A 12219-nucleotide genomic window follows, 5' to 3' on the forward strand; every position below is an offset into this window, starting at 1 on the left:
TCCCTTTGGGAGAGGGTTAGGGTGAGGGTGCTTTCCGGCTGATCAGCGGGTCTCGTTGAACAGCTCGCGACCGATCAGCATGCGGCGGATTTCGCTGGTGCCGGCGCCGATCTCGTAGAGCTTGGCGTCGCGCAGCAGGCGGCCGGTGGGGAACTCGTTGATGTAGCCGTTGCCGCCCAGGATCTGGATGGCGTCCAGGGCCATCTGGGTGGCGCGCTCGGCGGTGTAAAGGATCACCCCGGCGGCGTCCTTGCGGGTGGTCTCGCCACGGTCGCAGGCCTGGGCCACGGCATAGAGGTAGGCGCGGCTGGCGTTGAGCTGGGTGTACATGTCGGCGACCTTGCCCTGGATCAGCTGGAACTCGCCGATGCTCTGGCCGAACTGCTTGCGGTCGTGGATGTAGGGAACGATCACGTCCATGCAGGCCTGCATGATGCCGATCGGGCCACCGGCGAGGACGACGCGCTCGTAGTCCAGGCCGCTCATCAGCACCTTCACGCCGCCGTTGACTGCGCCCAGTACGTTCTCTTCCGGCACTTCCACGTCATCGAAGAACAGCTCGCAGGTGTTCGAGCCGCGCATGCCCAGCTTGTCGAACTTGCTGCCACGGCTGAAGCCTTTCCAGTCGCGCTCGACGATGAACGCGGTGATGCCGTGGGCGCCTTTCTCCGGCTCGGTCTTGGCGTAGATGACGTAGGTGTTGGCGTCCGGGCCGTTGGTGATCCAGGTCTTGCTGCCATTGAGGACGAAGCGGTCGCCGCGCTTCTCGGCGCGCAGCTTCATCGACACCACGTCGGAGCCGGCGTTGGGCTCGCTCATGGCCAGGGCGCCGATGTGCTCGCCGCTGATCAGCTTGGGCAGGTACTTGGCCTTCTGCTCGGCGTTGCCGTTGCGCTTGATCTGGTTGACGCACAGGTTGGAGTGCGCGCCGTAGGACAGGCCGACCGAAGCCGAACCCCGGCTGATCTCCTCGATGGCGATGACGTGGGCCAGGTAACCCATGTTGGCGCCGCCGTACTCCTCAGCGACGGTGATGCCGAGCAGGCCCATGTCACCGAACTTCTTCCACATGTCCATGGGGAACAGGTTGTCGGCGTCGATCTGCGCGGCGCGCGGGGCGAGTTCGCTGGCGACGAAGCCCTGCACCTGCTCGCGCAGCATGTCGATGGTTTCGCCGAGGCCGAAGTTGAGGGAGGGATAGCTCATGGAATCACCTGTACTTGTATTTGTAATCTGATGAGAGAGCGGAGCAGGGCGTCGAGGTCAGCTCGGCACGCGCTGCTTGCGGGGTTTGTCGGTCTCGGCCATGGCCGCCAGGCAGCGCTCCTCGGCCGTGTCCAGTTCCAGTTTCATCTGCTCGATGTCGAGCAACTGCTGTTCCAGCTGTGCGCGGCGCGCGGTGATCTTGTCGAGGAAGGTCTGCAGCTGCTTGGTGTTGCCGCTGCTGGGGTCGTAGAGGTCGATCAGCTCCTTGCACTCGGCCAGCGAGAAGCCGATGCGCTTGCCGCGCAGGATCAGCTTCAGCGCCACCAGGTCCTTCGCGCTGTAGACGCGCTCCTGGCCACGGCGCTCGGGGCTGAGCATTTCCTGCTCCTCGTAGAAGCGGATGGCGCGGGTGGTGACGTCCAGTTCGCGGGCAAGCTCGGAGATGGTGTAGGTCGTGGCCATGGGAATGCTCTTGCTAGGTCGTTTACCTTTACGTTAACGTAAATCTGCCTTGAGTCAGTGTCAATACAACTCGAAGGCGGCGTAGGAAGGGGGAGTGGCGCGGGAATTGCCTGCTGCTCCCTACTAGACTTTCCTACCTGGGGCTTCCCCTTTACTGACGCCGTCTGCGGGTGTACACAGCCCTGACCAGCCTGCGAGTTCCGCGCCCCGACATCCCTGAAAAGGGGCACGGAACCTACCGGAGCGATGCATGACTACAAGAACAATAAGCAGCGACCTGCTGCGTGAAGCCCACCTGGCCCGTGAACGCCTGCAACAGGAAGGCGAAGTCCCCTGCGGCGTGCTCCGCGAGGAAATCGACGCTTCCTGGCGGCGCAGCGTCGGCCATGGCCTGGACTGCGCCAGCGGCACCGAGCACGGCCTCGATACGCGGGTGAAACCCGACGTGCTGCTGGCTGGCAACCGCCTGCTGCTCGACGCCGCCACCCCCGAACTCGACTACCTGCAACAGCGCCAGGGCCATGATGGCGTGATCATCCTGGCCAACGCCGACGCCACCATCCTCTGCGTCGAGGGCGCCCGCGAGCGCATGCAGAGCAAGGGCCTGGCCGATATCGTCCAGGGCGCCTGCTGGAGCGAAGCCTCGCGCGGCACCAACGCCCTGGGCACCGCTCTGGTGGAAAAGCGCGCCACGCAGATTGACTGCGGTGAGCACTTCCTCGACCGCCTGAGCCGCTTCTCCTGCACCTCGGTACCCATCGAAGGTCCGCAGGGCACGCTGCTCGGCGTGCTCGACATGACCCGTGAGGGGCCGCTCTCCGGCCCGCGCGAAAGCCTCTCGCTGCTCAGCCTCGCGGTGTTCCAGATTGAGGCGCGGCTGTTCGCCGTCAGCCATCCGGGGCAGGTGGTTATCGCCTTCCATTACCGCCGCCAATACCTCGATTCCGCCTGGCAGGGCCTGCTGGCGCTGGGACTGGACGGCAAGATACTGGCCGTCAGCGGCCAGGCCTGCCAGTTGCTCGGCGCCCACCGCGAAAGCCTGGTGGGCCGGCGCAGCGAAGATTTCCTCGGCCTGCGTGGCGATCAGTTGCTCGGCCGCCTCTACCAGGGCGGCGTCGGCAGCCTGCAGACGCCCAAGGGCGAGCTGTTCTACAAGACGCTGCAGGCGCCGCTGCGCAGCCACGCGGTGCCGGTCAGCGCCCGCGCACCGCGCCCGGCCGCCGGCCCGGAACTCGAAGCTCTCGCCGGCAGCCACCCGCGTTATGCCCGCGCCCTGCGCATGGCGCGTCAGGGCCTGGTCAACGAACTGCCGGTACTGTTGCTGGGTGAAACCGGCAGCGGCAAGGAAGTGGTCGCCCGCGCCCTGCACCAGGCCAGCGCGCGCAGCGACAAACCCTTCGTCGCGGTGAACTGCGCGGCGATCCCCGAGGGCCTGATCGAATCCGAACTGTTCGGCTACCGCGACGGCGCCTTCACCGGCTCGCGGCGCGGCGGCATGGTCGGCCGGCTGCAGCAGGCCCATGGCGGCACGCTGTTCCTCGACGAAATCGGCGACATGCCGCTGGCCCTGCAGGCGCGCCTGTTGCGCGTGCTGCAGGAGCGCAAGGTGGCGCCGCTGGGTGCCGGCGAGGAGCAGGACATCGACGTGGCGCTGATCTGTGCGACGCACCGCGACCTGAAGCGCCTGGTGGAGGAAAAGCACTTCCGCGAGGACCTCTACTACCGCGTCAACGGCATCAGCGTGAAGTTGCCGGCGCTGCGCGAGCGCGACGACCTTGCCGAGCTGGCCACCGGTCTGCTGGCGCGCCTGGGCGCTCCCAAGGTGAAGCTCTCCGCCGAGCTGCTCGGCCTGCTGCGCGAGTACCACTGGCCTGGAAACATCCGCCAGCTGGAGATGGTCCTGCGCACCGCGCTGGCCATGCGCGAGGAGGGCGAGGAGCAACTGAGCCTCGACCACCTGCCCGACAGCACCCTGGACGAACTCGCCGCCGGCGAGCGCCCGCAGAGCGGCAGCATCCGCGAGAACGAACTGGAGCTGATCCGCCAGGCGCTGGAGCGCCATCAGGGCAACGTCTCCGCCGCCGCCGACGCACTGGGCATCAGCCGCGCCACGCTGTACCGCAAGCTCAAGCAACTCAAGGTGGGCTGATGTTCTTCACCCGCCTTATCGACAGCGACGACCCGCAGCAACTCAAGGCCTCGCTGCGCTGGCTGTACGGCTTCGTCAAGCCGCACAAGGCAGCCATCGCCGGGCTGCTCGGGTTGTCGTTCTGTGCCTCGATCCTGGTGCTCGCACAGCCCTGGCTGACCAAGACGCTGATCGACGACGGCCTGCTGGCGAAGGATTTCCCGGTGCTGGTGATGGTGGCCGGCGCGATGATCGTCGTCGGCCTGGTCGGCACGGCGTTGTCCGGCCTGAACCGCTACCTGCACACGCGCCTGTCCGGGCGTATCCTGTTCTCCCTGCGCGACGCGCTGTACCGCCACCTGCAGACGCTCTCGCCGAGCTTCTTCGGCCGCCGCCGCATCGGCGACCTGATGTCCCGGCTCGACGGCGACGTCGCCGAGATCCAGCGCTTTGCCGTGGACTCGCTGTTCTCCGCCGTCTCAAGCGTGATTGGCCTGGTTGGCGCGCTGGTGTTGCTGCTCACCCTGTCATGGAAGCTCTCGCTGCTGGTGGCGCTGCTGATCCCGCTGGACGTGCTCTGGCTGCGCTGGATGCGGCGCAAGGTGGAGCGCGAGGCGCGGGGCCTGCGCGAGCGTTCGGCGGACCTGTCGTCATTCTTCGTCGAGACGCTGCCGGCGATGAAATTCATCCAGTCCGCCGGCCAGCAATCCCGAGAGTCCGGGCGCCTGGAAGGGCTGGGGCAGGGCTACCTCGGCCAACTGCTGCGCCTGCAACTCACCGAGTTCTTCACCCAGGCGGTGCCCGGCACGCTGATGTCGCTGTCCCGTGCCTGCGCCTTCCTGGTCGGTGGCTATTGGGTGGTGCAGGGCACCTGGCAGCTGGGGTCGCTGATCGCCTTTTCCACCTATCTGGGCATGGCCATCGGGCCGGTGCAGAGCCTGCTTGGCCTGTACGTCGCGCTGCAGCGCATGACCGTCAGCCTCGGCCGGGTAATGGAGCTGCGTGGCGAGGAAGCGACCATTGTTTCGCCCGCCGCACCCCGGCCGATGCCGGCGGTGGGCGAGCTGCGCCTGGAGAACCTGCACTACGCCTGGCCGGGCCGTGTGCAGCCGGTTTTGCAGGCTGTCCAGGCGGTGATTCCCGCCGGCCTCAAGGTCGCGCTGAGCGGCCCGTCCGGGGTCGGCAAGAGCACCCTGATCGACCTGCTGCAACGCTTCTACGACCCGGACCAGGGGCGCATTCTGCTGGACGGTATCGACCTGCGCGAACTTGACCTGCATGCCCTGCGCCGGCGCGTGGCGGTGGTCAGCCAGGACATCGTGCTGTTCCGCGGCAGCCTCGCCGACAACCTGGCCTACAGCGCACCCGAATCGAGCCGCGACGCCATCGAAAAGGCCGCCCGTGCGGCGCAGCTGGACAGCCTGATCGCCAGCCTTCCCGAAGGCCTCGACAGCCCGCTGGGCGAGCGCGGCCAGCAGCTTTCCGGCGGGCAGAAGCAACGCATCGCCATCGCCCGCGCGCTACTGCAGGACCCGCTGATCCTGGTGCTGGACGAAGCCACTTCGCAGGTGGACGAGAGCACCGAGCGCGAGGTGATCGCGGCCATCGACCAGTTGTTCGACAGGCGCACGCGGCTGTTGATCAGCCACCGTACTTCGACCCTGGCCGCCGCCGACCTGCACCTGGAATTGCAGGACGGGCAGTTGCGTGTGCGTGAGGCGCAGCCGGTGCAGCAGCATGAGGCCTGAACTGCGAGTTGGGGTGGTCGACAGTGGTTTCGCCGACTCCCAGTCCGCGAGCGTCAGCGGTGCGCGGCGGTTCTTCCTGACTGACGACGGTCATGCTGACGGCGAGCCTGTGGTGGATGCCCTGGGCCACGGCAGCGTCGTCTGCGCAGCGATTCTTGCCCAGGCACCGGATGCCCGCCTATCCGTCGCCCAGGTCTTCGATGAGCGTGGCGTGACCAGCCCGCTGCAGATCGCCGCCGCGCTGCACTGGCTCGGCGAGCAGAGCGTGCGGGTGATCAACCTGAGCCTGGGCGTGCGACAGGACCGGCCGATCCTGCGCGAGGCCGTGGCGGAGCTGATCGAGGCCGGCGTACTGGTTTGCGCCTCCAGCCCGGCGCGGGGCGAGCCGGTGTTTCCGGCGAGCTACGCGGGGGTGATCCGGGTGACGGGCGATGCCCGTTGCGGCGAGGGCGAGTGGTCCTGGCTGGACAGCCCTCAGGCCGATTTCGGTGCGGCGGTGAAGGTGGGTGGGCGCTCCGGTGCGAGCCTGGGATGTGCGGCTTTCGCCGGGCATCTGGCGGCGTTGCTGGCGCAGCGGCCGGAGCTGTCGAATGTTCAGCTCGTCGAGCTGATGCGGGCGCGGGCGGCTTTTCGGGGGATTGAGCGGAGGGTGGGGTTGTGAGTGGAGGTCGAGTCCGTCCCCCTCACCCCAGCCCTCTCCCGGAGGGAGAGGGGGCCGTCCTCCGTAGGGGCTCATCTCTGGCGTTTGTCCATTGCTATCGGCGTGCGCAGAAACCTCCAAAAGCACCGAACAGTCCCCTCTCCCTCTGGGAGAGGGTTAGGGTGAGGGCATCCGGAGCATGAGTGATCTCCCCATCCTGATCCTCGGTGCCGGCCCTGCCGGAGCGGCGGTTGCCCTCGGCCTGCGCCGCCTGGGCCATCCCGTTACCGTGATCAGTGAATGGCGTCGCTTCGCTGCGGTGGAAGGTGTGTCCCAGCGCGTGCTGGAAGGTCTGCGCAATTCCGGCCTGAAGCGCGCGCTGGAGTGCGCCGCGCCGCCTTCGCAACGGCGCGTGCAGTGGAATGGCGTGGAAAGCGCGCAGAACATCGAATGCGTCCTCGACCGCCCGCGCTTCGATGCCGGGCTGCGCGAGGACCTGAAGCAGGCCGGCGTCGGGCTGATCGAAGCCCAGGTGCTGACCGTGGCCGAACAAGCCTCTGGGTGGCGCATAAAGCTCGAAGGCGGCCGGGAAGTACAGGGCGCCTTTCTGGTCGAGGCCCGAGGCCGGCAGGCGCCGCTGAGTCAGAAGGGAGCCAAGGCCCGACGTGGCCCGGAGACCCTCAGCCTGCTCAATCGCTGGCAGGGCGGGCCTGGCCCGCTGGCGACGGCGGTGGAAAGCCTGGCCGATGGCTGGGCGTGGATGGCGCGGCTGGAGGACGGGCGCTGCTACTGGCAGCTCACCCTGGATGTCGCGAGCAGCCAGTTGCCGCCCCGCGAGCAGTTGCTCGATTACTGCCGCGAGCGCCGCAATGCGTCGACGCTGGTCCGACAGTTCTTCGGCGATGCCGCCGAGCACGAGCTGGACCTGCACGCCCGCAGCAGCACGGCGATCCTCTGCCTGGAAGCCTGTGGCGACAACTGGATTCGCGTGGGCGATGCGGCGATGGCGGTGGACCCGCTGTCCGGCAATGGCATCTTCCAGTCGCTGTCTTCGGCCCTGCAGGCGCCGCTGGTGATCAACACGCTGCTGCGCGCGCCGGAGCGCGCGGCATTGGCCCGGCGCTTCCATCAGCAACGGGTCGAGCAACTGTTCCTGCGCTTTGCCCGCGTCGGCCGCGACTTCTATGCCAGCGAAACGCGGTGGGCCGATCAGCCGTTCTGGCAGGCCCGTCGCGCCTGGCCGGACGAACAGCCGAGCCACGTGCCGGCGGACTTCGCCAGCTTGCGCATCGAGCGCGCCCCGGTGCTGAAGGGCGAGTTCGTCGATGAGGCGGAAGTGGTGGTCAGCGCCGACCAGCCGCTGGGCATCTGGCACCTCGACGGGCTGGAGCTGGCGCCCTGGCTGCGGCGGCTGCGGGCGGAGCCCGAGGCCCAGGTACTGGCGGACCTGCCTGTGGCGCAACGGCGTGCTTTCCAGGGCTGGCTGCTCGCCCAGGGCTATCATCCTCGATCCTGATCGAACCGACCCGGCGGATAACGCCGCTGACGTTATGCGCCCTACGGCCCCATCGGACGTTCGCCTTTGCGCTCGTCGTAGGATGGCGTGGAGCGTAGCGATACCCATCGCTTAACTTTCCGATCCGCTCGATGGGTATCGCAAGCTCCACCCATCCTACTCAGGTGCTAGCCGGGGGCTTTGCCGGTGGGGCTGGCGGTTGCCCCGAGGCTATCGGCCGCAGCTTTAACCACATCACGGATTTTCGAGGCTGCACTGGGCGATGATGCCCGGCTGACCGATGGAGAATCCCATGGCCTTCCTGCGATCCGCTTTCGCCCTGTCGCTGATACTGCTGACGCTCTTCGATACTTCGCTCGCGGCCTCGACTTCGGCGACCGATAGCGCCAGCGCGGAACGCTTCCTGCGCCGGCTGTACGCCAGCTATACGCCGGACGGCCCGGGCGTGCCGAACCCGACATTGAAGGAAGAGGACGTCTACGATGCCTCGCTGATCGCACTGATGAAGGCTGACCAGGACGCCGCCGATGGCGAGCTGGGCTACCTCGGTGGCGACCCGTTGTGCGATTGCCAGGACTGGGGCGATATCAAGGTGAAGACGCTGCAGTTCGACACGGTCGACGAGGACCGACTCAAGGCGCGGGTGGTGCTCAAGGATGCCCTGACGGGTGAGGACCGCGATCTTGGCCTGCTGCTGCATCGCACGGCTGGCGGTTGGCTCGTCGAAGACTGCTTCAACGAGCGGGGCAGCCTGGCCGAGAACCTGCGGCACAGCACCCAGGAACTTCTTCAGCTGAAGAAGGGCGCGAGCAAGCCTTGACGTAGATTGCAGGAGCGGGCCGTGCGCGCGATCGCGGGCGTGGCCCGCTCCTGCAGTTGATGCACCGATGCGGACGCTCTGCCACGCACGCAAAAAAAAGGCCCCTGGAAGGGGCCTTTTTTTTGGGGCGACTTACTTGCGGTCGATCCACACGGTCTGCGGGTTGGTGAACTCGCGCAGGCCGAAGTGCGACAGCTCGCGACCGAAGCCGCTCTTCTTCACGCCGCCGATCGGTACGCGGGGATCGGAGGCGGAGAAGCCGTTGATGAACACGCCACCGCTGACCAGGCGACGGGCCATGTGCTGGGCCTTGGCCTTGTCGGCACTCCAGATCGCGCCGGAGAGGCCGAACTCGCTGTCGTTGGCCAGCTCCAGGGCATGCTCGGCGTCGCGGGCGACGATCAGCGAAGCGACGGGGCCGAAGATTTCCTTCTTGAACGCGGTGTTGCCCGGCTTCACGTCGGCCAGCACGGTCGGCGCGTAGTAGTTGCCTTCGCCTTCGAGCTTGTGGCCGCCCAGCAGCAGAGTGGCGCCATCGGCGATGGCCTGCTGAACCTGGCCGTCCAGTTCCTCGCGCAGGTCGAAGCGGGCCATCGGGCCGACGAAGGTGTCGTCCGCCAGCGGGTCGCCGATCTTCAGCGCCTTGACGGCGGCCAGCAGTTTCTCGGTGAAGGCCGGGGCGATGGATTCTTCGAGGATCATGCGCTTGGCGGCGATGCACACCTGGCCGCAGTTGCCGAAGCGGCTGGCGACGGCGGCTTTCACGGCGGCGTCGAGGTCGGCGTCGGCGAGCACGATGAAGGCGTCGGAACCGCCCAGCTCCAGCACGCACTTCTTCAGCGCGGCACCGGCCTGGGAGGCGATGGCCGCGCCGGCGCCGACACTGCCGGTCACGGCGATGGAGGCGATGCGGTCATCGGCGATGGCCTTGGAGACCAGCGGCGGCTCGACGTTCAGTACCTCGAACACGCCTTCGGGCAGGCCGGCCTGCAGCCACGCGTCGCGCAGCTGATAGGCGCAGCCCATGACGTTCGGCGCGTGCTTGAGGACGTAGGTGTTGCCGCCCAGGATGATGCTCACCGCGCCACGCATGACCTGCCAGGTGGGGAAGTTCCACGGCATCACGGCCAGGACCGGGCCCAGCGGCAGATAGGAGATGTATGCGCCTTCAATGCTGGTTTTCTCGTCTTCGAGCATGGCCGGGCCGTTGTCGGCGTACCACTCGCAGAGGTTGGCGCACTTGTTGATCTCGCCACGGGCCTGGGTGACCGGCATGCCCATTTCCTGGGCTTCCATGCGGGCCATCGGCTCGACGTTGGCGCGCAGGACTTCGGCCATCTTGCGCAGCACGGCGACACGTTCGGCGATGCTGGTGTCGCGCCATTGGCGGAACGCGGCATCGGTGCGGGCCAGCGAGGTCTCCAGCTGGGCGGCATCTTCGAAGGTGTAGCGGGCCAGTTCCTGGCCGGTGGCGGGGCTGCGGGAAATGGCAGCGGGGATGGCGGCGATCTGGTTCATGGTGAGTCCTGCTTGTTCTATGGGGAGGCGCAAGGCCGGTCGTTCGTCCGGGCGGGATGGCTCCGGGATGGCGCAGAAATTAAGATGCGCAACCATTCATGTAAAATGAATAATCAAGAAAGACTCTTTCTCTCGGAGAGAATCATGGACCTCACCCAGCTGGAAATCGTCCGCGCCGTCGCCAACGAGGGCAGCATCACTGCCGCTGCGGCCCGTCTACATCGCGTGCCGTCGAACCTCACCACGCGGATCAAACAGCTGGAAGCGGAGCTGGGCACCGAGCTATTCATCCGCGAGAAGCTGCGCCTCCGTCTGTCGCCGACCGGCCGCAGCTTCCTCGAATATGCCGAGCGCATCCTCGATCTGGTGGAGGAGGCCCGGCAGGTGGCGGTGGGCGCCGAACCCCATGGCGGCTTCTCCCTGGGCTCGATGGAGAGCACGGCGGCGGTACGCATCCCGGAAATGCTGGCGCGCTATCACCAGCAGTGCCCGAAGGTGCAGCTGGACCTGTCCACCGGCCCCTCGGGCGAGATGATCGACGGCGTGCTCTCCGGCCGTTTCATCGCCGCCTTTGCCGACGGCCCGGCCAACCACCCGCAGCTGGACGGCAAGCCGGTATACCGCGAGGAGCTGGTGCTGATGAGCGCCAGGCACCACGCGCCGGTGCATGACGCGCGGGACGTGGCGGGGGAGACGGTGTTCGCCTTCCGCGATACCTGCTCCTATCGCAAGCGCCTGGAAGGCTGGTTCGCCGAGCACCGCGTGGTGCCGGGCAAGATCATGGAGATGGAGTCCTACCACGGCATGCTCGCCTGCATCGCGGCGGGCGGCGGCGTGGCGATCATCCCGCGGGCGATGTTCGAGAGCCTGGCCGGCGGGCGCAACGTGGCGATCCACCGCCTGGCGCCGCAGCATGCCGACGCCACGACCTGGCTGTTCTGGCGGCGCGGCACCGATACGCCGGCGCTGCGGGCATTTATCGGACTACTGGATGCACCCCAGTCCGAGGCTGAAGTGGCCTGAGCGCGGGCCTTCGCGCGCGCTGTTTCGCCAGCGTTACGTAACGCCCCCGAGACAGCGGTTAAAAAATCACCAGGGCCTCTTGCAGCGGCTTGGCGCTGCGCTAACGTGAATTTCTCTGTTCGTCGTGCGAAGGCGGGAAACACCCTTCGCGGCAGGGCATTTTTCCCGCTGACCTTCTGCCCGGAGCGCATGATGGAGACACGCAGCAAGAGACGACGCGCCAATACCCTGCAGATCACCCTGATGGGGGCGGGGCTGATGCTCCTCGCCCTGGCCCTCGCGGTCGCCCTGGTCGGCCTGTGGCCGCAGTCCTACCCGCAGTTTCCTCACGCCGGCGCAGTCGGCGACCCCGGCGTGCAATGCCTGATCGGCTGGTGTCCGGGCCCGGACGCGCGGCTGCTGGTGATGGTCATGGTCGCAGGCGCGCTGGGCAGTTTCGTCCATGTCGCGAAGTCCTTCGGCGACTTCGTCGGCAACGACCGCTTCATGGCCAGCTGGATCTGGTGGTACCTGCTCAAGCCCTGTATCGGCATGGCGCTGGCGCTGATGCTCTACCTGATCGTGCGCGCGGTGTTCCTCACGGTGAGCGGCGCCAGCGAACCGGCCAGCGTCAATCTCTATGGGCTGATGGCCATGGCCGCTCTGGTGGGGATGGCGTCCAAGCAGGGCACCGACAAGTTCGCCGTCCTCCTGGATGCGCTGTTTCGCACCCGCTATCCGGCCGGTGACGCGCGGCGCAAGGACCCGCTGGAAAACCCCCTTGCCGTCATCACCGAAGCACAGCCGCCAGTCCTCGATGCCCAGTCGCTTTACGTCACCTTGCGTGGCAAGGGTTTCAGCCGTGGCGCACGGGTGCAGGTGAATGGAAAGGAGCGCGAAACGTCGCTGGCCGACAGTTCGCGCCTGGCTTTCCAGCTGTTGCCCGAGGATGTGGCTGTTGGCGGCAGCCTGGCCGTGGTGGTGGTCAACCCGCCGCCGGGTGGCGGGCCTTCGGCATCGCTGATGCTGGAAGTGAGCGCGCCGCCGCAGGCAGAAATGGAGTCAGAACCGCTGCATGCTGAACCGGTGGCGATGGTAGTGGCTTCGGCCGAAGAAGACTCGGCGGTGGCGCTGCACTGAAGCTGCTCTTGGCTGGCAAGAACGAAAAAGGCCCCGGAA

10 protein-coding genes are annotated in these 12219 nt (G+C 67.1%); 7 read left to right on the forward strand and 3 right to left on the reverse strand.

The annotated features are described in order from the left end of the window. Positions 1-42: 42 nt before the first annotated feature. Both IB275_RS11320 and IB275_RS11325 read right to left on the reverse strand, forming a co-directional pair. Positions 43-1206 carry an isovaleryl-CoA dehydrogenase gene (locus IB275_RS11320; RefSeq protein ID WP_024765596.1) on the reverse strand — a complete coding sequence of 388 codons (1164 nt, stop codon included), beginning with the start codon at positions 1204-1206 and terminating at the stop codon, positions 43-45. A 57-nt stretch (positions 1207-1263) separates the two neighbouring features. Continuing rightward, complete coding sequence (locus IB275_RS11325; RefSeq protein ID WP_192296281.1) at positions 1264-1668, reverse strand: MerR family transcriptional regulator; 405 nt, start codon at positions 1666-1668, stop codon at positions 1264-1266. Positions 1669-1918: 250 nt separating this feature from the next. On the opposite strand from IB275_RS11325, the gene IB275_RS11330 reads away from it, so the two are divergent. The 5 genes from IB275_RS11330 (at position 1919) to IB275_RS11350 (ending at position 8520) form a co-directional block, all read left to right on the forward strand. Beyond that, positions 1919-3817, forward strand: a complete 1899-nt coding sequence (locus IB275_RS11330) for a sigma-54-dependent Fis family transcriptional regulator (RefSeq protein WP_192296282.1) — start codon at positions 1919-1921, stop codon at positions 3815-3817. Next, positions 3817-5544 (forward strand): ABC transporter ATP-binding protein, encoded by a 1728-nt coding sequence (locus IB275_RS11335; protein ID WP_192296283.1) that lies wholly within the window; start codon positions 3817-3819, stop codon positions 5542-5544. The genes IB275_RS11330 and IB275_RS11335 overlap by 1 nt, the downstream gene beginning before the upstream one ends. Next, positions 5534-6205: a subtilisin-like serine protease QhpE gene (gene qhpE / locus IB275_RS11340; protein WP_192296284.1), complete on the forward strand. Its 672-nt coding sequence runs from the start codon at positions 5534-5536 to the stop codon at positions 6203-6205. The genes IB275_RS11335 and qhpE overlap by 11 nt, the downstream gene beginning before the upstream one ends. Positions 6206-6383: 178 nt before the next feature. Next, positions 6384-7700, forward strand: a complete 1317-nt coding sequence (gene qhpG, locus IB275_RS11345; protein ID WP_192296285.1) for a flavin-dependent monooxygenase QhpG — start codon at positions 6384-6386, stop codon at positions 7698-7700. A gap of 292 nt (positions 7701-7992) precedes the next feature. Then, a complete protein-coding gene (locus IB275_RS11350; RefSeq protein WP_192296286.1) occupies positions 7993-8520 on the forward strand; it encodes a DUF3828 domain-containing protein in 528 nt (175 codons plus the stop codon). 132 nt (positions 8521-8652) lie between these two features. On the opposite strand, the gene IB275_RS11355 is transcribed toward IB275_RS11350, so the two are convergent. Next, positions 8653-10038 (reverse strand): NAD-dependent succinate-semialdehyde dehydrogenase, encoded by a 1386-nt coding sequence (locus tag IB275_RS11355; RefSeq protein WP_192296287.1) that lies wholly within the window; start codon positions 10036-10038, stop codon positions 8653-8655. 144 nt (positions 10039-10182) lie between these two features. Between IB275_RS11355 and ptrR the strand changes: the two genes are divergently transcribed. Further along, the gene (ptrR, locus tag IB275_RS11360; RefSeq protein WP_192296288.1) at positions 10183-11061 is read left to right on the forward strand and encodes a putrescine utilization regulator PtrR; all 879 of its coding nucleotides are present in this window, start codon (positions 10183-10185) and stop codon (positions 11059-11061) included. Positions 11062-11253: 192 nt separating this feature from the next. Continuing rightward, positions 11254-12180, forward strand: coding sequence for a choice-of-anchor Z repeating domain-containing protein (locus IB275_RS11365; RefSeq protein WP_192296289.1), 927 nt, complete (start codon positions 11254-11256; stop codon positions 12178-12180). Positions 12181-12219: the final 39 nt, after the last annotated feature.

Source organism: Pseudomonas sp. PDM21, assembly GCF_014852505.2.
Lineage (GTDB): Bacteria > Pseudomonadota > Gammaproteobacteria > Pseudomonadales > Pseudomonadaceae > Pseudomonas.

Excerpts from the sequence above, each read along its gene's own strand:
- IB275_RS11320 (WP_024765596.1), bottom strand. The coding sequence starts at position 1,206 with ATGAGCTATCCCTCCCTCAACTTCGGCCTCGGCGAAACCATCGACATG.
- IB275_RS11325 (WP_192296281.1), bottom strand. The coding sequence starts at position 1,668 with ATGGCCACGACCTACACCATCTCCGAGCTTGCCCGCGAACTGGACGTC.
- IB275_RS11330 (WP_192296282.1), top strand. The coding sequence starts at position 1,919 with ATGACTACAAGAACAATAAGCAGCGACCTGCTGCGTGAAGCCCACCTG.
- IB275_RS11335 (WP_192296283.1), top strand. The coding sequence starts at position 3,817 with ATGTTCTTCACCCGCCTTATCGACAGCGACGACCCGCAGCAACTCAAG.
- qhpE (WP_192296284.1), top strand. The coding sequence starts at position 5,534 with ATGAGGCCTGAACTGCGAGTTGGGGTGGTCGACAGTGGTTTCGCCGAC.
- qhpG (WP_192296285.1), top strand. The coding sequence starts at position 6,384 with ATGAGTGATCTCCCCATCCTGATCCTCGGTGCCGGCCCTGCCGGAGCG.
- IB275_RS11350 (WP_192296286.1), top strand. The coding sequence starts at position 7,993 with ATGGCCTTCCTGCGATCCGCTTTCGCCCTGTCGCTGATACTGCTGACG.
- IB275_RS11355 (WP_192296287.1), bottom strand. The coding sequence starts at position 10,038 with ATGAACCAGATCGCCGCCATCCCCGCTGCCATTTCCCGCAGCCCCGCC.
- ptrR (WP_192296288.1), top strand. The coding sequence starts at position 10,183 with ATGGACCTCACCCAGCTGGAAATCGTCCGCGCCGTCGCCAACGAGGGC.
- IB275_RS11365 (WP_192296289.1), top strand. The coding sequence starts at position 11,254 with ATGGAGACACGCAGCAAGAGACGACGCGCCAATACCCTGCAGATCACC.